At 65.7% G+C, this 18642-nt stretch carries 19 protein-coding genes; 8 read left to right on the forward strand and 11 right to left on the reverse strand.

Going from position 1 to position 18642, the window contains the following annotated elements; translation table 11 throughout:
- Window positions 1-2 precede the first annotated feature (2 nt).
- From JQ639_RS14570 to JQ639_RS14590, 5 genes are all read left to right on the forward strand, one after another.
- Window positions 3-938 (forward strand): ribokinase, encoded by a 936-nt coding sequence (locus JQ639_RS14570; protein WP_211967033.1) that lies wholly within the window; start codon window positions 3-5, stop codon window positions 936-938.
- Window positions 935-1810 carry a carbohydrate ABC transporter permease gene (locus JQ639_RS14575; protein WP_211967032.1) on the forward strand — a complete coding sequence of 292 codons (876 nt, stop codon included), beginning with the start codon at window positions 935-937 and terminating at the stop codon, window positions 1808-1810. Before JQ639_RS14570 ends, JQ639_RS14575 begins: the two co-directional genes overlap by 4 nt.
- Entirely contained in the window at window positions 1807-2844 is a 1038-nt protein-coding gene (locus JQ639_RS14580; RefSeq protein ID WP_211967031.1) for a carbohydrate ABC transporter permease, read from the forward strand. The genes JQ639_RS14575 and JQ639_RS14580 overlap by 4 nt, the downstream gene beginning before the upstream one ends.
- A gap of 55 nt (window positions 2845-2899) precedes the next feature.
- Window positions 2900-4339: an extracellular solute-binding protein gene (locus tag JQ639_RS14585; protein ID WP_249123258.1), complete on the forward strand. Its 1440-nt coding sequence runs from the start codon at window positions 2900-2902 to the stop codon at window positions 4337-4339.
- Between the two features lie 73 nt (window positions 4340-4412).
- The gene (locus tag JQ639_RS14590; RefSeq protein WP_211967029.1) at window positions 4413-5507 is read left to right on the forward strand and encodes an ABC transporter ATP-binding protein; all 1095 of its coding nucleotides are present in this window, start codon (window positions 4413-4415) and stop codon (window positions 5505-5507) included.
- Window positions 5508-5532: 25 nt separating this feature from the next.
- On the opposite strand, the gene JQ639_RS14595 is transcribed toward JQ639_RS14590, so the two are convergent.
- Window positions 5533-5907 carry a hypothetical protein gene (locus JQ639_RS14595; protein ID WP_211967028.1) on the reverse strand — a complete coding sequence of 125 codons (375 nt, stop codon included), beginning with the start codon at window positions 5905-5907 and terminating at the stop codon, window positions 5533-5535.
- 311 nt (window positions 5908-6218) lie between these two features.
- On the opposite strand from JQ639_RS14595, the gene JQ639_RS14600 reads away from it, so the two are divergent.
- Window positions 6219-6476: a hypothetical protein gene (locus JQ639_RS14600; protein ID WP_211967027.1), complete on the forward strand. Its 258-nt coding sequence runs from the start codon at window positions 6219-6221 to the stop codon at window positions 6474-6476.
- Window positions 6477-6571: 95 nt separating this feature from the next.
- Here JQ639_RS14600 and JQ639_RS14605 read toward each other — a convergent pair whose 3' ends face one another.
- The 9 genes from JQ639_RS14605 to JQ639_RS14645 are packed head-to-tail and all read right to left on the reverse strand — an operon-like array spanning window position 6572 to window position 15428.
- Complete coding sequence (locus JQ639_RS14605) at window positions 6572-7030, reverse strand: SRPBCC family protein (RefSeq protein WP_211967026.1); 459 nt, start codon at window positions 7028-7030, stop codon at window positions 6572-6574.
- 29 nt (window positions 7031-7059) lie between these two features.
- A complete protein-coding gene (locus JQ639_RS14610) occupies window positions 7060-7764 on the reverse strand; it encodes an ABC transporter ATP-binding protein (RefSeq protein WP_211967256.1) in 705 nt (234 codons plus the stop codon).
- Window positions 7757-8512, reverse strand: a complete 756-nt coding sequence (locus JQ639_RS14615) for an ABC transporter ATP-binding protein (protein ID WP_211967025.1) — start codon at window positions 8510-8512, stop codon at window positions 7757-7759. The genes JQ639_RS14610 and JQ639_RS14615 overlap by 8 nt, the downstream gene beginning before the upstream one ends.
- Window positions 8509-9501, reverse strand: coding sequence for a branched-chain amino acid ABC transporter permease (locus JQ639_RS14620; protein WP_211967024.1), 993 nt, complete (start codon window positions 9499-9501; stop codon window positions 8509-8511). Before JQ639_RS14620 ends, JQ639_RS14615 begins: the two co-directional genes overlap by 4 nt.
- 12 nt (window positions 9502-9513) lie before the next feature.
- Window positions 9514-10380: a branched-chain amino acid ABC transporter permease gene (locus JQ639_RS14625; RefSeq protein ID WP_211967023.1), complete on the reverse strand. Its 867-nt coding sequence runs from the start codon at window positions 10378-10380 to the stop codon at window positions 9514-9516.
- 15 nt (window positions 10381-10395) lie between these two features.
- Entirely contained in the window at window positions 10396-11646 is a 1251-nt protein-coding gene (locus tag JQ639_RS14630) for an ABC transporter substrate-binding protein (RefSeq protein WP_211967022.1), read from the reverse strand.
- Between the two features lie 40 nt (window positions 11647-11686).
- A complete protein-coding gene (locus JQ639_RS14635) occupies window positions 11687-14062 on the reverse strand; it encodes a xanthine dehydrogenase family protein molybdopterin-binding subunit (protein WP_211967021.1) in 2376 nt (791 codons plus the stop codon).
- Window positions 14059-14571: a (2Fe-2S)-binding protein gene (locus JQ639_RS14640; RefSeq protein WP_211967020.1), complete on the reverse strand. Its 513-nt coding sequence runs from the start codon at window positions 14569-14571 to the stop codon at window positions 14059-14061. Before JQ639_RS14640 ends, JQ639_RS14635 begins: the two co-directional genes overlap by 4 nt.
- A complete protein-coding gene (locus JQ639_RS14645) occupies window positions 14568-15428 on the reverse strand; it encodes an FAD binding domain-containing protein (RefSeq protein WP_211967019.1) in 861 nt (286 codons plus the stop codon). The genes JQ639_RS14640 and JQ639_RS14645 overlap by 4 nt, the downstream gene beginning before the upstream one ends.
- 203 nt (window positions 15429-15631) lie before the next feature.
- On the opposite strand from JQ639_RS14645, the gene JQ639_RS14650 reads away from it, so the two are divergent.
- A complete protein-coding gene (locus JQ639_RS14650) occupies window positions 15632-16249 on the forward strand; it encodes a TetR/AcrR family transcriptional regulator (protein ID WP_211967018.1) in 618 nt (205 codons plus the stop codon).
- 139 nt (window positions 16250-16388) lie between these two features.
- Window positions 16389-17711: a L,D-transpeptidase family protein gene (locus tag JQ639_RS14655; RefSeq protein ID WP_211967017.1), complete on the forward strand. Its 1323-nt coding sequence runs from the start codon at window positions 16389-16391 to the stop codon at window positions 17709-17711.
- 71 nt (window positions 17712-17782) lie between these two features.
- Here the strand turns inward: JQ639_RS14655 and JQ639_RS14660 are convergent, their stop codons facing one another.
- Entirely contained in the window at window positions 17783-18559 is a 777-nt protein-coding gene (locus JQ639_RS14660; protein ID WP_211967016.1) for an RDD family protein, read from the reverse strand.
- Window positions 18560-18642: the final 83 nt, after the last annotated feature.

Below are 18642 nucleotides of genomic sequence, written 5' to 3' on the forward strand. Positions count from 1 at the left end.
CCATGGCCGGCAACGGCGTCGCCATCCTCGGCATTTTCGTGGCGGACCTTGCGTTCCGCGCCGGCAGCATGCCCGCCATCGGCGAGACCATCGCCGGCTCCGGCTTCGCCATGGGGCCGGGCGGCAAGGGCTCGAACCAGGCGGTCGCCGCCGCCCGCGCCGGCGCCGGCGTCACCTTCATCTCGCGCATCGGCGGCGATGCCTTCGGCGAACTCGCGCGCGCCACCTGGGCGAACGAAGGCATCACGCCGCGCGTGACACAATCAGCTGCAGCGCCGACCGGCACCGCCTTCATCTATGTCCACGAGACGCGCGGCGACAACGCCATCATCGTGGTCTCGGGCGCCGCCGGCGAACTCGGCGCCGCCGATGTCGATGCCGCCGCCGACGCCATCCGTGACAGCCGCGTGTTCGTCACCCAGCTCGAGCAGCCGATCGAAGCCGCCCGGCGCGGCCTGCAGATCGCGCGCGGCGCCGGCAGCATCACCATTTTCAATCCGGCGCCCGCCGCGACCTTCGACGACGACCTGTTCGCGCTCAGCGACTACATCGTGCCGAACGAGAGCGAGGCCGAGATCATCACCGGCATCGCCGTCAGCGATCTCGACGCCGCACGCCGCGCCGGCGACGTGCTGCTGGCGCGTGGCGCCGGCACCGCGCTGATCACCCTCGGCGAACGCGGCTCGCTGTTCCACAGCCGCGAGCGCTCGGTGCATGTGCCGCCGTTCACCGCGGGCAAGGTGCTGGAAACCGCCGGCGCCGGCGATGCCTTCGTCGGCGGCTTCGCCGCGGCGCTGGCCGGCGGCGCCGATCCGCTGGAGGCAGCGCGGTTCGGCTCGGCGACCGCGGGCATCTCCGTGACCCGCGCAGGCACCGCACCAGCGATGCCGCGCCGAAGCGAGATCGAGGCCCTGTTGCGGGAGCGCGTCCCGTCGTGATGCGGAACGACCCGATCAAGCACTTTTTCATCTGGCCGGCCGTGCTGGTTGTGCTGGCGATCGCGATCTTTCCGCTGATCTATTCGCTGACCACGAGTTTTCTCAGCTACCGCCTGATCCCGCCGCTGCCGCCGCGCGTGGTCTGGCTCGGCAACTACACGACGCTTCTGCAGGAGCCGCGGTTCTGGAATGCGATCCTGACCACGACCCTGATCGCCTTCATTTCGGTCGGCCTGCAATATGTCATCGGCTTTGCGGTGGCGTTGGCGCTCAATGCCCGTGTCCCCGGCGAGCGGCTGTTCCGCGTCGCCTTCCTGCTGCCGATGCTGCTGGCGCCGGTCGCTGTCGCGCTGGTGGCGCGCATGATGTTCAACCCGACCATGGGCCCGCTCAACCAGTTGCTGACGCAGTTCGGCCTCGCAAACCTGCCGTTCCTCACCAATGGCCGCTGGGCGCTCGGCTGCATCATCGCGGTCGAGATCTGGCAATGGACACCGTTCGTCATCCTGATGCTGCTCGCCGGCCTGCAAACCTTGCCGGAGGACGTCTATGAGGCCGCCGCGCTGGAGAACGCCAGCGGCTGGCAGCAGTTCTGGGGCATCACCTTCCCGATGATGCTGCCGATTTCGGCAGCCGTCGTCTTCATCCGCCTGATCGAGAGCTACAAGATCATGGATACGGTGTTCGTGATGACCGGCGGCGGTCCCGGCGTCGACACCGAAACGCTGACGCTGTTCGCCTACCAGGAAGGCTTCAAGAAATTCAACCTCGGCTACACCTCGGCGCTGAGCTTTCTGTTCCTGATCGTCATTACCATCATCGGCGTCACGTATCTGGCGCTGCTGCGGCCCCACCTGGAGAAGCGGCGATGAGCGCGCCATCCCTCACCGGCCTGTCGGGCCGCGGTCGCTGGCTGGTGGCGCTGGGCTGCGCACTGTGGTGCGCGATCACCATCTTCCCGCTGTACTGGGTGGTGGTGACAGCGTTCAAGACGCCGCCGGGCGTGGTCGGCGGTCCCACCTACTTGCCGTTCATCGACTTCACCCCGACGCTGCAGCCGTTCATCGATCTCTATCAGGGCATCCGCGGCGAATTCTTCCGTACCTTTCTCAACTCGACCATCGTCGGCCTGTCCGCCGCTGTGATCGCCACCGCCATCGGTGCGATGGCGGCCTATGCGCTGGTGCGCTTCGAGTTTCGCGTGCGCTTAAGCTCCGGCCTCGTGTTCCTCGCCCTCGCGCTCGGTGGCTATCTGCTGTTCAACGCCACCCTCGGTCTGACCCGGCCGCAGGCGCTGCTGCTGGCGTTTCCGATCGCGCTGGTCATCGCGATCCTCGCCAACCGCGTGCCCGTGCCGGGGCCGGTGCTCGGCAACGAGGACATCCTGTTCTGGTTCGTCAGCCAGCGCATGTTCCCGCCGATCGTCACCGCGTTCGCGCTGTATCTGCTCTACAGCGAGATCGGCCGCATGGGATTTCAGCTCATCGACAGCTTTATCGGCCTGACACTGTGCTACGTCGCATTCTCGCTGCCGATCGTGGTGTGGCTGATGCGCGACTTCTTCGAGGCGCTGCCGATCGAGGTCGAGGAAGCGGCGATGGTCGACAACGTGCCAACCTGGCGGATCTTCCTCGGCATCGTCGTGCCGATGTCGATGAACGGCCTGCTCGCCACCTTCATGATCACCCTCGCCTTCGTCTGGAACGAGTTCCTGTTCGCACTGTTCCTGACCAATTCGAAGTGGCAGACGCTGCCGATCCTGGTCGCGGGGCAGAACAGCCAGCGCGGCGACGAGTGGTGGGCGATCTCGGCGGCGGCGCTCGTCGCCATCGTGCCGATGATGATCATGGCGGCCCTGCTCGGCCGCATGATGCGCTCCGGGCTGCTGCTCGGAGCCATCAAGTAGCAACGACAACAAGACGTGCAAGGGAGAGGACACCATGTTGAGACGAACGTTTCTGATGCTTGCGACATCGCTGGCCACCGTCTGCGCGGTCGGCCAGGCCGAGGCTGCGTGCAGCCCCGATTACTCCGGCGTGACGCTGACGGTCGCCTCGCAGACCGGCCCCTACATCGCCTCCGCGCTCAAGCTCGGCGCCGATGAGTGGAGCAAGAAGACCTGCGGCAAGGTCAATGTCGTGGAATTCCCGTGGTCGGAGCTCTACCCGAAGATCGCGACCTCGCTGACCTCGGGCGACGCCACCTTCGACCTCGTCAGCTTCGCGCCGGCGTGGCTGCCCGACTTCGTGCCGTATCTCGGCGAGATGCCCAAGGACATGCAGTCCGGCAAGGACTGGGACGATGTCGAGCCGGCGTACCGCGAACGGCTGATGGTGTGGGAAGGCAAGATCTACTCGCAGTCGATGGACGGCGACGTCCACACCTACACGTACCGCAAGGATCTGTTCGACGATCCCAAGGAGAAGGACGCGTTCAAGGCCAAGTACGGCTATGACCTCGCGCCACCCAAAACCTGGAAGCAGTACCTCGACATCGCCGAGTTCTTCCAGCGCCCGGACAAGGGCCTGTGGGGCACCGCCGAAGCGTTCCGCCGCGGCGGCCAGCAGTTCTGGTTCTTCTTCAGCCATGCCGCCGCCTACACCAACAACCCCAACTATCCCGGCGCGATGTTCTTCGATCCCGAAACCATGGACGCGCAGATCAACAACCCGGGCTGGGTCAAGGGACTTGAGGAGTACATCCGCGCCTCCAAGCTCGGCCCGCCGAATGCGCTGAACTTCTCGTTCGGCGAGGTCAACGCCGCGGTTGCCGGCGGCCAGGTGGCGGAATCGATCGGCTGGGGCGACACCGGCGTCATCGCCGCCGACCCCAAGCAGTCGAAGATCTCCGGCAAGGTCGGCTCCGCCGTGCTGCCGGGCTCGGACGAGATCTGGAATGCCAAGACCAAGAAGTGGGACAAATTCCCCGAGGTCCTGCCGGCGCCGTTCATGGCTTTCGGCGGCTGGCAGATCGCGGTGCCCAAGGCCGGCAAGAACCAGAAGGCGGCGTGGGACTTCATCAAGACGCTGACCAGCCCTGAGGTGTCGGGCCAGGCGGCGATCACGGGAGGCACCGGCGTCAACCCGTACCGCAAGTCGCACACCGCGAACCTCGAGCTGTGGAGCAAGATCTTCACGCCGGTCGAGGCGAAGGAGTATCTCGGCGCCCAGTCGGACTCGATCAATGGCAAGAACGTCGCACTCGACATGCGCCTGCCCGGCTATTTCTCCTACACCGAGGTGGTGGAGATCGAGCTCGGCAAGGCGCTGGCCGGCCAGACCACGCCGCAGGCCGCGCTCGACGCGGTCGCCAAGGAGTGGAATCGCCTGACCGACGAATTCGGCCGCGCCAAACAACTCGCGGCCTATCGCGCAGCGATGGGCCTGCCGCCGAAGAACTAAGTCCGCGACGAGACCGTCCCGGGTGGCGCCGCCGCGCCACCCGGGTATTTCCCTGCGAAGAGAAAGCCGAGCGATGGCGCACGTCGAGATCGACAATATCAGCAAGTCCTACGGGGCCTACAAGGTCATCGAAGGCCTCGACCTGACCATCGCAGACCGCGAGTTCGTCGTGCTGGTCGGCCCGTCCGGCTGCGGCAAGACCACGACACTGCGGATGATCGCAGGCCTCGAAACCACGACCGGCGGCGCGATCCGCATCGGCGATCGCGACGTCACCCACCTGCGCCCGGGGCTGCGCAACTGCGCCATGGTGTTTCAGAACTACGCGCTCTACCCGCACATGAGCGTCGCCGACAACATCGGCTATGGCATGAAGGTGCGCGGGGAGCCGCGCGCCGAGATCGACAAGGCGGTCAAGGACGTCGCCCGCGTCCTCGGCCTCGATCCCTATCTCGACCGCCGGCCCAAGCAGTTGTCGGGCGGCCAGCGCCAGCGCGTCGCGATCGGCCGCGCCATCGTGCGCAGCCCCGACGTCTTCCTGTTCGACGAGCCGCTCTCCAATCTCGACGCCAAGCTGCGCATCGAGATGCGCACCGAAATCAAGGCGCTGCACCGCCGGCTCGCCAAGACCATCGTCTATGTCACCCACGACCAGGTCGAGGCCATGACCATGGCCGACCGCGTCGTGGTGATGAACGGCGGCCGCATCGAGCAGGCCGCCGATCCCATCACGCTGTACGAGAAGCCCGACAACCTGTTCGTCGCCGCCTTCATCGGCGCGCCCAGCATGAACTTCCTGCACGGCGAACTCGTCTCCGGTGACGGCGGCCTGCAGTTCATCGGCCCTGCCGGCACGGCGCTGCGACTGCCCAAATCGCGCGAGGCGGCCTATGCGCGCGCCCTTGGCAGCGCCGTCGTCCTCGGCGTGCGGCCGGACCACATCCTGCATCACGATGCGCCGACGGGCCGAACCATCCGCATGATCGTCAGGGATGTCGAGCCGCTGGGACCGCACACCCTGGTGATCGGTTCTGTCGGCGGCACGCCGTTCACGGTGCAGATGCCGGTCGGCGTCGCCGCCGCGCCGGACCAGCCGTTCGACGTCGCGCTCGATCTCGATCGCGCGCATCTCTTCGACAAGACCACGGGACAGGTCATCACGCCCTGACAGTCATGCCCGCGGCGGCAGCGCCCTATCCCCGCACGCCGGCGAGCAGCGCTGTCGCGCCAAAAGCGCCTGCCGCGGCGGCGAGCATGATTCCGCCCCAGAACACGAGGTAGACGGCGACGGCGGACCGCCAGTTGCGGCTCTGGAACAGATAGACGGCCGAGCCGATCGGCACGAACGTCACGGTGAGGGTGCTGGCGACGCCGCTGCGCCGGATGCCACGCTGCCGCCCATCGGCGATCTGCCACCACGACGACAGCACGACCACGCCGACAAGCCGGATGGCATCGTTCCAGGTGAAGCGCGATGGCGTCCCCGCAGGCCACGCCCAGACATCGATGACGAACCCTGCGGCAATGAAAATGACCAATGCCAGATAGATCGCATTACGCTTCGTCATGCATTCCACTCACACAGCGTCCCGCCACCCGCATACCTCCATCGTGTCGTATCGCGCGTGCGAGGCTCAACATCATACCGGCGACCATCAGCCGCACATGTCTGCACAACATGGCGATGCCCTGCAGCAGATGACGAGGTGCGGCGCAGCGCGAAAGTGGTGCACACATGCGTCATCATGATGACCGCTGATGCAGACGTCACGTCGCGTGTCCGGCTCCCCACTTTCGCCGCGATCAAAACGCCAATGACAGGCCACCGGGGCGACTCCGGTTTCGACACCAGACATATTCAGAGAGTGAGGCTTCGCAAATGAAGACGTTCCTGATCGCCGCCACCTGCGGATTGTTGATCTCCTCGAGTTCGGCGTTCGCCGCATGCACCCAGGCGGACCTGACCAAGAAGGCCACCGACCTGCAGGCCGCGATGACCGCCTATTTGCAGAAGAACCCGGCCAAGGCCAACGAGGTCATGACCAGGACCCAGGCCATCAGCGCCAAATATCAGAGCGCGGCGAATGCCGAGGAGGCCTGCAAGGCCTATGACGAACTGACCGCGAGCCTCAAATAGCCTCCATCGGTTCCTCTTGCGTTTGCGCCGCCGGCTTCATGAGGCCGGCGGCGCAAATTTGTTGGAGGATGCGTCATGCCGACGACAAACCGTACTCAGACGGCGCCCGGCTCTGCCGCCACCACCGCCGTGAACTTCGTGAAGAACTCGCCGGCGAGCTTTTTCGCCGTCGAATCGATCAGCCGGGCGCCAAGCTGCGCCAGCTTGCCGCCGATCTGCGATTCGACCTCATAGTGCAGGATCGTCTCGGTCTCGCTCACCTTCTCCAGGCGCACGACGGCCCCGCCCTTGGCAAAGCCGGCGACGCCGCCGGACCCTTCACCGGCGATGCGATATCCGTTCGGCGGATCGAGATCGCTGAGGGTCACCCGGCCCCCGAAGGTCGCCTTGACCGGACCGACCTTGATCACCACCGTCGCCGTCATTTCCGTCGGCGACGCCATGTCCAGGCTCTGGCATCCGGGAATGCACTGGCGCAGCACTGCCGGATCGTTGAGGGCATGCCAGACCCGTTCAAGGGCGGCCGGAACGTGCTGGCTGTCTTTCATCTGCATGGCATCACCATCCCCTCGAATTCCGATAATCAAACCGCACAGTAGCGCTCCTGCATGGCCTTGTCGGCCAGCAACGCCGCGGCACTGCTCTCGTGAACCACCTCGCCCTGGTCGATGATGACGGCGCGATCGGCGAGCCGCAGCGCCCATTCGACATTCTGCTCGACGAGCAGCAGGGTGACGCCCGCATCACGCAGGCGGCGGAATAGCGCGCCCATCTCCTCGACCAGCACCGGCATGATCCCTTCCGACGGCTCGTCCAGCAGGATCATTTTCGGCTTCGCGATCATCGCGCGGGCGATGGCCAGCATCTGCTGTTCGCCGCCCGACATCGTCACCGCCTCCTGACCAAGCCGCTCCTTGAGGCGTGGAAAACTGTCGGCGATCTCGTCGATGGCGCGGCGCTCGTCGATCGCCGCGCGGCTCGCCACCAGACCGAGCTGCAGGTTCTCGCGAACGGTCAGCCCCGGCACGATGCGCCGTTCCTCCGGCACATAGGCAAGGCCGAGACCGAAGCGTTGATGCGCGCGCAACGCGGTCAGGTCGACGCCGTCGAAGCGGATGTCGCCGCTCGTCTTCGGCATCAATCCCATGATCGAGCGGATCGTGGTGGTCTTGCCGGCGCCGTTGCGCCCGACCAGCGCGACGATGGCGCCCCTCTCCACCGTGAGCGAAATCCCGTGCAGGATGTGGCTCGCGCCATACCAGGCGTTCAGCCCCTTGGTCTCAAGCATAGCCATCGTTCTGTCCCAAATAGACACGGCGGACCTCGGCATCCGTCTGAATGTCGCGCGGCGTGCCGTCGGCGATCAGGCGGCCGTGGTGCAGCACCAGAATCCGGTCGCTGAGGCCGAGGATCATCTTCATCTTGTGTTCGACCAGGAGGATGGTCCGTTCTGCGGCGAGCTTTTCCAGCAACGCCACCATCTCCTTGGTCTCTTCCGGGCCCATGCCGGCCGTCGGCTCGTCGAGCAGCAGCACCTCGGGATCCGAGACCAGCGCGATGGCGATCTCGAGCGACCGCTGCTGGCCGTGAGCGAGAAGCCGCGCCGCTTCTGCGCGCTTGCCGGACAGACCGACGGCGTCGAGCGCGGCGTCGGCCTTTTCGGCGAGATCTCGCAAGCGGTCGCGATGGGTCCAGATGTTGTAGCGCGACCGTCCGGCCTGCGCGGCGACGCGCACGTTCTCGTGCACGCTCAGCTCCGGGAAGATGCTGGTGATCTGGTAGGATCGGGCGATCCCGAGATGCACGAAGGCATGCTGCTTCGTTCCCGTCAGGTTGCGCCCCTTGAAGTGGATCGAGCCGCGCGACGGGGCCAGCGCCCCGGACAGGATGTTGAAGAACGTGCTCTTGCCCGCTCCATTTGGCCCGATGATCGACGTGACCTTGCCGGGCATGAACGCGGTGGTGACGCCCTCGAGCGCGACAAATCCGCCGAATGTGCGCCCCACTCCGTCGACCGCGAGAATCGGCTGCGTCATCGCGCGATCCTTTCCAGCAGGGTGCCCCACAGTCCCCGTGGCAGGAACAGCACGAACAGCATGAAGATCGTGCCCACGATCAACTGCCAGTGCGAGGTCCACAGCGAGAACACATCCTCCATCAGCAGAAAGGCGAGCGCGCCGACGAAGGGGCCGAAGAAGCTGCGCGCGCCACCAAGCAGCGTCATCATGACGATCATGCCGGAAGTCTGATAGTTCAGGACATCGAGCGGCACGAACGCGAGGTGAAGCGCCGACATCGCCCCTGCCAGCGCGCAGATCGATCCCGACAGCGCGAACGACAGCAGCTTGGTGCGCTCGACGTCATAGCCGCATGTCCGGGCCCGGCGCTCGTTCTCGCGGATCGCCTCGATCGCAGCGCCGAACGGCGACTGCAGGATGCGCGACACCAGCCACAGCGCCAGCGCGGCGAAGATCATCAGCACATAGTACTTGTTGACCGGATCGAGAAAGTTGATGTGGGCGCCGAACACATCGATATGGTCCACGGTGAAGCCGCGCAGGCCGTTCTCGCCGCCGGTCCAGGACGAGGCCTGCAGCGCGAGGTAATAGACGAGCTGCGCCAGCGCCAGCGTGACCATCGAGAAATAGATGCCGCGCGTGCGCGTCGACAGCACGCCGATGATCAGTGCCAGCAGGCCGCCGCCGAACACCCCGAGCGCAACCGCCATCAGCCAGGGCACGCCGAAGCGGCCGATGGCGATGCCGGTGATGTAGGCGCCGGCGCCGAAGAAAGCCGCGTGGCCGAACGACAGCAGGCCGGTGTAGCCAAACAGCAGGTTGTAGCCGACGGCGAGAACGCCGTAGACGAGCACGTTGACCGCGAGCGCCTGCGACGGCAGCAACCAGGGCAGCAGGCAGAGCGCCGCGATCGACAGGGGGACACGGCCCGCCGTGAGCGCGGCGCCGAGACCGGACGGCTTGCGTCCGTTGGCGGACAGGGAGGCCGTCATCGCCGGGGAGGTCATGAATCTGCTCCGTTATGCGAACTTGCCGAACAGGCCTTGCGGCCGGATCAGCAGGACGATGGCCATCAGTGCGAACATCACGATGGTCGCCATTTCCGGGGCGAACAGCGCCGTCATGCTGATGGCGACCCCGACCAGGAGGCCGGCGACCACCGACCCCAGCAGCGAGCCGAGACCACCGATCACCGTGACGACAAAGGCTTCCGCCAGCACCAGCGATCCCATTTCCGGGCTGACGCTGCGCATCGGTCCTGCGAGCACGCCGCCCAGGGCCGCGAGGCCGACGCCGAGGCCGAACACCAGCAGCCAGACCTTGCTGATATCGACGCCGAGCACGCGCATGATGGTCGGATCACGCGCGCCGGCGCGCACGACCAGGCCGAATTTCGTCTTCTCCAGCCCCAGCCACAGCAGCACCAGCACCACCATCACGACGCCGATGACGAACAGGCGATAGAGCGGGAAGAAGCCGACGCCGAGATCGACGACGCCGGTCAACTGCGACGGCGTCGGAAACGGAATGCCGTCGCTGCCGAAGATCATCCGCACCGCTTCCACCAGCACATAGCTTAGGCCGAAGGTCAGCAGCAGCGGATCGTCGATCGACCGGCCGTACAGCGGCCGGATCAGGACGAATTCGATCAGCATGCCGAAGGCGCCGATTATCACCGGCGCCACCACCAGACCCCACCAGAAGCTGCCGGTCAGGGACGCGACCCACAGGCCGGCATAGGCGCCAACCATGAACAGCGCGCCGTGGGCGAAGTTCACCACGCCCAGCATGCCGAAGATGATCGACAGGCCGAGCGCGGTGATCACCAGGATCGCGCCGAGAGCAACTCCGGAGAAGAGCTGCATCAGGATGAGTTCGGTATCCATCACAGGTCCAGTGTGTCAGGCCGGGAAGCCGAGCTCGGTGCAGCTGCGCAGCACGTCTTCGGACGGCGCATCGTTGGCGACGATCCGGAACAGGTCGGCATCGCCCTTCATGTCCGCCTTCTTCTTCGATTCCAGCACCAGCACGGACTGGACCGACTGATGATCGCACTTGCGATAGTGCTGCGCGCCCTTGGCGACGTCGTACTTCAGCCCCTCCAGCGCCGCGATCACCTTCTGCGTCTCGGTGCCGCCGGCCGCCTGCATTGCCAGCAGCAGCGCGCTCAGCCCGGTATAGGCATAGGCGCCATAGTCGGTCGGCACCGCACCGCCATTCGCGGCGCGGTAGGCATCGTTGAACGCCCTGGCGCTCGGCAGGCCCTCTTCCAGGCCCCAATAGTAGTTGGCCCCGCCGACCACGCCCTCGAACACGTCGGGGCTAACCGCAAGGCGCTGGTTGTGCAGCAGCACCGGCACGACGATCTTCATCTGCTGCTTCATGCCGAAATCGACCGCCTGCTTGATTGAGTTGGCCTGGTCGCGGCCGAAATTGCTGATGCACAGCACGTCCGGACGCATCGCGCGCAGCCGCGGCATGAAAGTGGAGTAGTCCGCTGCGCCGAACGGATGCAGGATTTCGCCGACGGTCTCCGCGCCGATCGCCGCCTGGGCCCGCTTGAAGCCGCGCAGCATCTCATGGCCATAGGCATAATCGGCAACGAGATGGGCGACCTTCGTTCCCTTCTTGAAGGCATACCGGGCGACCGCGCCCGCCGTCATGTGCGGGTTGAGCGCCTCATGGAAGGTGAATGGGCTGAAGTCCTTGACCTCGTTGATGGTGTCGGACTGGCTGATCGACACATAGATCATTCCGCGCGCCCGGGTCACTTCGTTGACCGCGAGCTGCACGGCGCTCGACAGTGAGCCGACGATGGCATGGACCTTGTCCTTCTCGATCAGTTCGAGGGTGCGGGTCGCCGCTTCGCCGCCATTGAGCTTGTCGTCCCGGACCAGCAACTCGATCTTGCGGCCGCCGATGCCGCCCTTGTCGTTGAACTGCCTGACCGCGAGCTCCGCGCTCTTGACCTGATCCTTGGCTTCGGCCGCGAACGGCCCTGTCAGCGGCATCGGAAAGCCGATGCGAATGCTGTCGTCGGCGGCGCGCGCGACCCACGGCGCCGCCAGGGCACCCGCCCCGACGCCAAGCGCGACCAGCGCATCGCGCCGCGAGATTTTCTGCCGCCCGATTGTCCGGATTACGTCCGTCATGGTGTCCTCCTCCATATGAGTTTCGGCTTTGTCTTGTTGGTCAGATGCGTCCAAGAGCCTTGAGGAGCCGCGCCGGTGTCATGGGCACCTGCGCGACCGATGCCCCGAATGGCGCCATCGCGTCATTCACGGCGTTGAGAGCAGCGGCGGCGGCCGCAGCCGTACCCGCCTCGCCGACGCCCTTGGCGCCCAGCTGGGTGTCGAGGGTCGGCGTTTCGACATGTCCGATCGCGATATCCGGCATCTCGCAGGCCATCGGCACGAGGTAGTCCGCGAGCGAGCCGTTGATGAGCTGGCCGTTGTCGCCGTAGAGGCACTCCTCGAAGAAGGCCGCGCCCAGTCCCTGCACGACGCCGCCGCGGATCTGCTCGTCCACCAGCAGCGGATTGATGATCCGCCCGCAGTCCTCGACCACCCAGTGCTTCAGGATCTTGACGAAGCCGGTGTCGACATCGAGCTCGACATGGCATCCCTGGATGCCGTTGGTGAAGGCGAACGGATAGCCCTCGGGCGCGAAATGATGCGCCACCGACAGCTGCGCCTGGGTGCCGGGCGGCAGCGTGTCGGACCGGAAATAGGCGATGCGGGCGATCTCGGACAGGGCGAGACGCGGCTGCGCCGTCGCGGCATCGACGATCCAGCCGGCATGAATATCGAGCCTGTCGGGCTGTTCCTGGAGAATGGCGCCGGCGACGGCCAGCACATTGTGCTTGAGCTTCTTCGCCGCCTGCAGCGCCGTCTCGCCGCCGATGCCGGCGCCGCGACAGGCCCAGGTGGCGCCGCCATGGGGCGTGACTTCCGTATCGCCGGTGATCACCCTCACCCGCTCGCGCTCGACGCCGAGATGTTCGGCGACGATCTGGCCGATGATGGTCTCGGTGCCCTGGCCCTGCTCGGTCACCGAAATCAGGCAGCGCACATCGCCGGACGGGGTGATCTTGATGATGGCGCCGTCCTGCGACGAGATGCGGGCGCCGCCGACGCCATAGAATGCCGGGCTCGGATTGGTGATCTCGACAAAAGACGCAATGCCGATGCCACGATGAATGCCGCGCCGGCGCAGCTCCAGCTGCTCCGCGCGCAGGCGGTCGTAGTCCATCATCGCCCGCAGCTTCGCAAGGCAGGCGTGATGCGACAGCGCCTCGAACCTGTAGCCGGTCGGCGAGGTGCAGGGATAGGCATCATCCGGAATGAGATTGCGCGCACGGATGTCGAACGCGTCGATGCCGAGGCGCGCGGCTGCCAGATCCACCAGACGTTCGGTGACCGTGCAGGCGATCGGATGCCCGACCGCGCGGTACTGGCTCATCTGCACCTTGTTCTGGAACACGACCTGCAGATCGGCGCGATAGTTCTGGAAGCTGTAGGGCGCCCCCATCAGGCGAAACACCTGGTTGCCTTCGACCACGCTGGTGCGTGGATAAGCCGAGAAGGCACCGATGCCGGTGACGTCCTCGACGTCCATGGCGAGGATCGTCCCCTCCGCATCCACCGCCATGCGAGCGCGGACGCGATGATCGCGGGCATGGATATCGGAGACGAAGGATTCGAGGCGATCGGCGACATACTTCACCGGGCGTCCCAGCAGCATGCTGAGCCCGACCACCGCCATGTCCTCATGATAGACATGCAGCTTCATGCCGAACGAGCCGCCGATATCCGGCGCGATCACCCGCACGCTCGCCTCGGGAATGCCGTAGTGGCGCGCGTAGAGGTCCTGGAATTGATAGGGCGTCTGTGTGGCGTGATGGACGGTCAGCCGCGGTTCGCCCGGATCATAATCGGCTACGATGGCGCGCGGCTCCATGGTGACCGCAGTATGGCGGCCAAACCGAAACTCGCCCTCGACCACATGGGCCGCGCCGGACAGGACATCGTCGACGCCGCCGGTGTCGAGACGGCCACGGAAGCAGACGTTGTCGCCGAGCTCCGGATTGATGACCGGGGCGTCAGGCGCGCGGGCGTCGTCGATATCGACGACCGCCGGCAGTTCCTCATACACGACATGCACGGCTTCAGCCGCATCCTCGGCCAGCGCGCGCGTCTCCGCGACGACGGCAACCACCGCTTGTCCAGCCCAGACCACCTTGTCGAGCGGCAGCGGCAGCTGCGGCGACGATTTCATGCCGTTGAAATGATCGAGCGCGCCGACCCAGGGCGTGCAGATGCGCGCAAGGTCCTGCCCGGTGGCGACCAGATGCACGCCCGGCATGCCGCGCGCCGCCGCCACATCGATGGAAACGATTCGCGCATGGGCATGCGGGCTGCGCACGAACGCCGCATGCAGCATGCGTGGCAGCACGATGTCGGTGACATACTTTCCACGGCCGTTGAGCAACCGCTTCGCGTTGGGGCGCGGCACCGAGCGGCCGATATAGGAGTTCGGCCGGTCGAGCGCGGTCAGCGGCTCGGTCATGCGCTCACCTCTTCCGTCGCGAGCTCTGGCGCGCCGGCGGCGCGGCGACGGGCGACCGTCTCGATCGCGTCGACGATCGCTTCATACCCGGTGCAACGGCAGTAGTTGCCGGACAGCGCGTCACGGATGTCGTCGCGGGACGGAATCTCTCCACGCGACAGCACGCTGTGCGCGGTCATCAGCACCCCCGGTGTGCAGAATCCGCATTGCAGCGCATTGCGCTGGTGGAATGCCGCCTGGATATCGGCGATGGCGCCGCGCTCGGACAGTCCCTCGATGGTCTCGACCGCGGCGCCATCGGCCTGCACCGCGAACATCAGACAGGCGTGGACGGCCCGGCCATCGACGAGCACGAGACAGGCGCCGCAGACGCCCATTTCGCAGCCGGTATGGGTCCCGGTCAGTTCGAGGGTCTGGCGCAGGAAATCGGCAAGGGTCTCGCGCGGCGCGACGCTGCGCGCCACCGCAACACCATTGACCGAGAGGCGGATGTCGATGGTATCGCTCATGCGGGCTCCATGATCTTTCCCAGCAGGCGGCCGAGCAGGACGCGCGCCAGATGCAGCCGCATCGCGGCCGGCACCTGCTCGTCATCCGGCGGCGCCAGATCCATGTCGATGGCGGCTTGCGCGTCCGTCAGCGTCGCGGAGACCAGGCTGCGACCGATCAGGGCGGCCTCCGCCTGTCGCGCCCGCACCGGCGTGCTGCCGACCGAAAAGAACACGATGCGGATGTCGTCGATGCGATCACCGGCGACATCAGCGAGAATCCCGCCGCCGACGATCGCATAGTCGCCGCGGCGGCGCGCCAGCTCGTCGAAGGCCCAGCGGTGGCGCGCGGTGACCAGTGGCACGTGAATCGCCACCAGCAGCTCGCCCGGCTCGAGCGCGGTCTGGAACAGGTCGATGAAGTAGTCGTCGGCGGCCACGCGGCGCGTGCCGCCCGGGCCGACGATTTCCAGCTCCGCCCCCATCGCCAGCGCCATCGCCGGAAACTCCGACGCAGGATCGGCGAGCGCGATGCTGCCGCCCAATGTGCCCTTGTTGCGAATGGCCGGATGCGCGACGAACGGCGCCGCCGCGCTGAACAGCGGCGCGTGGCGCGCGATCAACGGATCGGTGAGCGCTTCGAAGTGGCGCGTCAGCGCGCCGATCCGCAGCCAGCCGTCGCGGATCTCGACACCGCGCAGCGACGAAATATGGGCAAGGTCGATCAGCAGGCTCGGCGCCTGCAGGCGCAGCGCGAGCGCGGGCACCAGGCTCTGACCACCCGCGATGAAGCAGGCATCGTCACCGGCGTCGGCGAACGCAGCCAGCGCCCCCTCGACCGTCGAGGGGCGCGCATAGCTGAAGGCACGCGCTTTCAAGACAGCATCTCCCGACCGTTCCGTCCCAATTTATTTGTGACCATTTGGTCTCAAAACCAAAGCACGCCAGGGAATGGCGAGTCAACAAAAATGACCATTTGGTCACTTCTGTGCGTTGCGGTATGACAGCGCACGCGGCAGCGGGACACACGACGTTGGCAAAAAAGGCAGCGAAAACAGGAGCCAAACCACGACGGCGCAACATGCGGGCGCCCGAGCGCGAACGCGCGATCGTGGACGAAGCCATCCGCTTTTTCGCCGAGCAGGGCTTTGGCGGGCAGACCCGCGAGCTCGCCAAGCGCCTGGGGATCACCCACTCGGCGATCTACCGGCACTTTCCAAGCAAGGAAGCGCTGATCGAGCGCGTCTATGAGGAGGTCTATCTCAGCCGCTGGGCCCCTTCATGGGGGCCGCTGATTCGCGACAGGTCACAGCCGCTGCAGACGCGTCTCACGCGGTTCTATCTGGAATATGCCGAGCGGGTGTTCGAGTACAACTGGGTCCGGATCTTCGTGTTTTCCGGCATGAAGTCGTTCGACATCAACAAGCGCTATCTCGACATCATCAGGAAGGAAGTCGTCGAGCCCGCCTGCATCGAGCTACGTCATGAGCTGGCGTTGCCATCCCCCAGCGAGATTGCGCTGTCGGAGCGCGAGATCGAGATGTTCTGGGGCCTGCATGGCCGGGTGTTCTATCTCGCGATCCGCCGCTACGTTTACGACACACCGACGCCGGGCCGGCTCGACGGGATCATCGTCGACGCCGTTCGCGGCTTTCTCGATGGCGCCAAGGCGATGCTGCCCGGCATGGTCGCGCCCTGACCATCAGGCGCCGGCGCACCGCAGCCGCCCTCGTCGCCCGCCCGACGACAAAAAGTCAGCAATATCAACCGCTTTTATCATTAACGGGTGGTTGATGGTCTTGCTCTAGCATCCCCGACGTTCACGACCGGGGCTTCCTATGCAGCGCGCTCTTTTCATTCTTGCGGTTACCGCGACCGAACTCCTTGGCGCAGGCCTTGGTCATGGCGAAACCGCCTTGCCGAAAGCCGGCAACCCAGCGCCCGCCGTACAGGCCGGCTCCGCAACCGGACTGCCGGCAAGCCAGAGCGCCACCGCCGCGCAGAACACGCCGACGCCGCAGGTCAAAATCACCCGCGACCTGCCAACCACCACGGATCCGACCTTCGATGCGGGAACCGCGGGGCGCATCAAGGAGGCGATCCAGCGCCATGCAGCGATCGCCGCCCACGGCGGCTGGCCGCTCATCCCCAAGGACGCGAAGTTCAGCCCTGGCGCGGAAGGCCCGCATGATGCGCTGCTGCGCCGCCGCCTCATCGCGACTGGCGATCTCGCCGCCGACAGGACGGCCGGCGTGTTCGACGACACACTCACCGCAGCAGTGAAACACTTCCAGATGCGCCACGGCCTGCCGGAGACCGGCACCGTCGGCCCGCGCACCCTCGCCGCGCTCGACGTGCCCGTCGAGCAGCGCAGCAAGCAGTTGGAGGCATCGCTGCTGCGCACCTCCGCGATCAATTTCGGCTTCGGCCCGCGCTTCGTCGCCGTCAACATTCCCGCCGCCTATGTCGAGGCGGTGGAGGGCGACAAGGTGGTGCACCGCTATCGCGTCGTCGTCGGCAAGACCGAGAAGCCGTCGCCGACCGTCTCAGCCGAGATCACCGACATCAGCCTCAATCCACGCTGGACCGTTCCGGCCTCGATCACCAAGAACGAGGTCGCCGCCCACATGCGCAGCGATCCCACCTATCTCGCGCGCATGCACATGCAGCTCTATGACGAGCACGACGGCGTCGTCGATCCCGCCGGCGTCGACTGGAGCGAGGGCAAGACGCCGAACGTCATCGTCCGCCAGGACCCCGGCACGTGGAATGCGCTGGGACAGCTCAAGATCAACATGCCGAATGCCTATGCCGTGTACATGCACGACACCAACCAGAAGAGCCTTCTGAGCCGCGACTACCGCTTCGATTCCCACGGCTGCGTGCGTGTCGACCAGGTCCGCGATCTCGCCGCCTGGCTGTTGCAGGATACGCCGGGCTGGGACCGGGCGAAGATCGACGCCGCCATCGCCACCAACGAGCGCCAGAACGTTCAGCTGTCGAAGAAGGTGCCGGTGGCGTGGATCTACCTCACCGCCTGGATGACCCGGGACGGCACGGTGCATTTCCGTGACGACATCTACGAGCAGGACACCCAGTTGCTCGACGCCGCCGCGGAGGAGCGCAGCTTCTTCGAGCAGGCCCAGGGCGGCAAGAGCTGAATGCTGAGACAGGCTCTCGCGGCTGCCCTGGCGGCGGCTGCGAGACCTCACCTTCCTGCCATGCGGGACGTCTAGGGTGGCGGTCGCCGAATGACAGCCGTGCCGGCAAGACGATCGTAGACCGGATCCTGCTTGCGCGCGATCTGGACCACGAGCACGAAAACCCACGCCGCGTAGGCGATGAGCACGATCGGCAAGAATTCGAACATTCTTGCTGCTGCAGCATCGATGTCTGTGCTGCTCTGCCACAGGAAAAACGCCAGAAGCACGATCGCCGGTACCGCCCCGATCAACATATAACAGTACCGTGCAAAGGCCTTGAGGAGCGGGATCCCCCTCCGTTGCGGGTCGGACACATCAATGATCGCGATTTTCAACGCCTTGTCGCCGAGCGTTGCACCACGTCGCGCGGCCATCGCCAGCAGGTAGACCATGAGCGCAAGGCCGAAATAGCCATCGAGAGAAAACCCCTCAACAGGGTTTCCTTGCAGATCGACCATATAGGTACGGAAGACATTCTTGGTCGTGTTTCCCTGCTTCTCGCTCCGTCCGACGGTCAGAGACTGACCGGTCTGCAGACCCAGGAATGAAAACCGGCACTCTGTCGCGAAATTCGGATCCTTCGGTGGCACCGGCACGAGATGCGCGGGAACGCGGTGGATCGGCTCGCAAACCTTGAAGACGAGACCTCCGCCGGACATCTGGACGAAACCAGTCGTCGTCGCAAAGAGGATAGCGGCTGCGATCTGGAAGGGCGTCCCGATGATGATAAAATCGAGGAAGAGGGCGAGGAGCCTGCGCCAGACCCCGGCGCGCGGAATGTCCGTCACATCGACAGTTTCGGTCATCGGCGACCTTTAAAATACACTTCATTGAAAACGAGAGCCACGACGCGCTCGCCGCCGTGGCTCATTCAATATCCTCTAGTCCT

Source organism: Bradyrhizobium sp. U87765 SZCCT0048, assembly GCF_018131225.1.
In the GTDB taxonomy this organism is placed as follows: domain Bacteria; phylum Pseudomonadota; class Alphaproteobacteria; order Rhizobiales; family Xanthobacteraceae; genus Bradyrhizobium_A.

Excerpts from the sequence above, each read along its gene's own strand:
- JQ639_RS14620 (WP_211967024.1), bottom strand. The coding sequence starts at position 9,501 with ATGACCTCCCCGGCGATGACGGCCTCCCTGTCCGCCAACGGACGCAAG.
- JQ639_RS14640 (WP_211967020.1), bottom strand. The coding sequence starts at position 14,571 with ATGAGCGATACCATCGACATCCGCCTCTCGGTCAATGGTGTTGCGGTG.
- JQ639_RS14630 (WP_211967022.1), bottom strand. The coding sequence starts at position 11,646 with ATGACGGACGTAATCCGGACAATCGGGCGGCAGAAAATCTCGCGGCGC.
- JQ639_RS14610 (WP_211967256.1), bottom strand. The coding sequence starts at position 7,764 with ATGCTTGAGACCAAGGGGCTGAACGCCTGGTATGGCGCGAGCCACATC.
- JQ639_RS14595 (WP_211967028.1), bottom strand. The coding sequence starts at position 5,907 with ATGACGAAGCGTAATGCGATCTATCTGGCATTGGTCATTTTCATTGCC.
- JQ639_RS14590 (WP_211967029.1), top strand. The coding sequence starts at position 4,413 with ATGGCGCACGTCGAGATCGACAATATCAGCAAGTCCTACGGGGCCTAC.
- JQ639_RS14600 (WP_211967027.1), top strand. The coding sequence starts at position 6,219 with ATGAAGACGTTCCTGATCGCCGCCACCTGCGGATTGTTGATCTCCTCG.
- JQ639_RS14625 (WP_211967023.1), bottom strand. The coding sequence starts at position 10,380 with ATGGATACCGAACTCATCCTGATGCAGCTCTTCTCCGGAGTTGCTCTC.
- JQ639_RS14655 (WP_211967017.1), top strand. The coding sequence starts at position 16,389 with ATGCAGCGCGCTCTTTTCATTCTTGCGGTTACCGCGACCGAACTCCTT.
- JQ639_RS14660 (WP_211967016.1), bottom strand. The coding sequence starts at position 18,559 with ATGACCGAAACTGTCGATGTGACGGACATTCCGCGCGCCGGGGTCTGG.
- JQ639_RS14615 (WP_211967025.1), bottom strand. The coding sequence starts at position 8,512 with ATGACGCAGCCGATTCTCGCGGTCGACGGAGTGGGGCGCACATTCGGC.
- JQ639_RS14650 (WP_211967018.1), top strand. The coding sequence starts at position 15,632 with ATGCGGGCGCCCGAGCGCGAACGCGCGATCGTGGACGAAGCCATCCGC.
- JQ639_RS14570 (WP_211967033.1), top strand. The coding sequence starts at position 3 with ATGGCCGGCAACGGCGTCGCCATCCTCGGCATTTTCGTGGCGGACCTT.
- JQ639_RS14605 (WP_211967026.1), bottom strand. The coding sequence starts at position 7,030 with ATGCAGATGAAAGACAGCCAGCACGTTCCGGCCGCCCTTGAACGGGTC.
- JQ639_RS14580 (WP_211967031.1), top strand. The coding sequence starts at position 1,807 with ATGAGCGCGCCATCCCTCACCGGCCTGTCGGGCCGCGGTCGCTGGCTG.
- JQ639_RS14635 (WP_211967021.1), bottom strand. The coding sequence starts at position 14,062 with ATGACCGAGCCGCTGACCGCGCTCGACCGGCCGAACTCCTATATCGGC.
- JQ639_RS14585 (WP_249123258.1), top strand. The coding sequence starts at position 2,900 with ATGCTTGCGACATCGCTGGCCACCGTCTGCGCGGTCGGCCAGGCCGAG.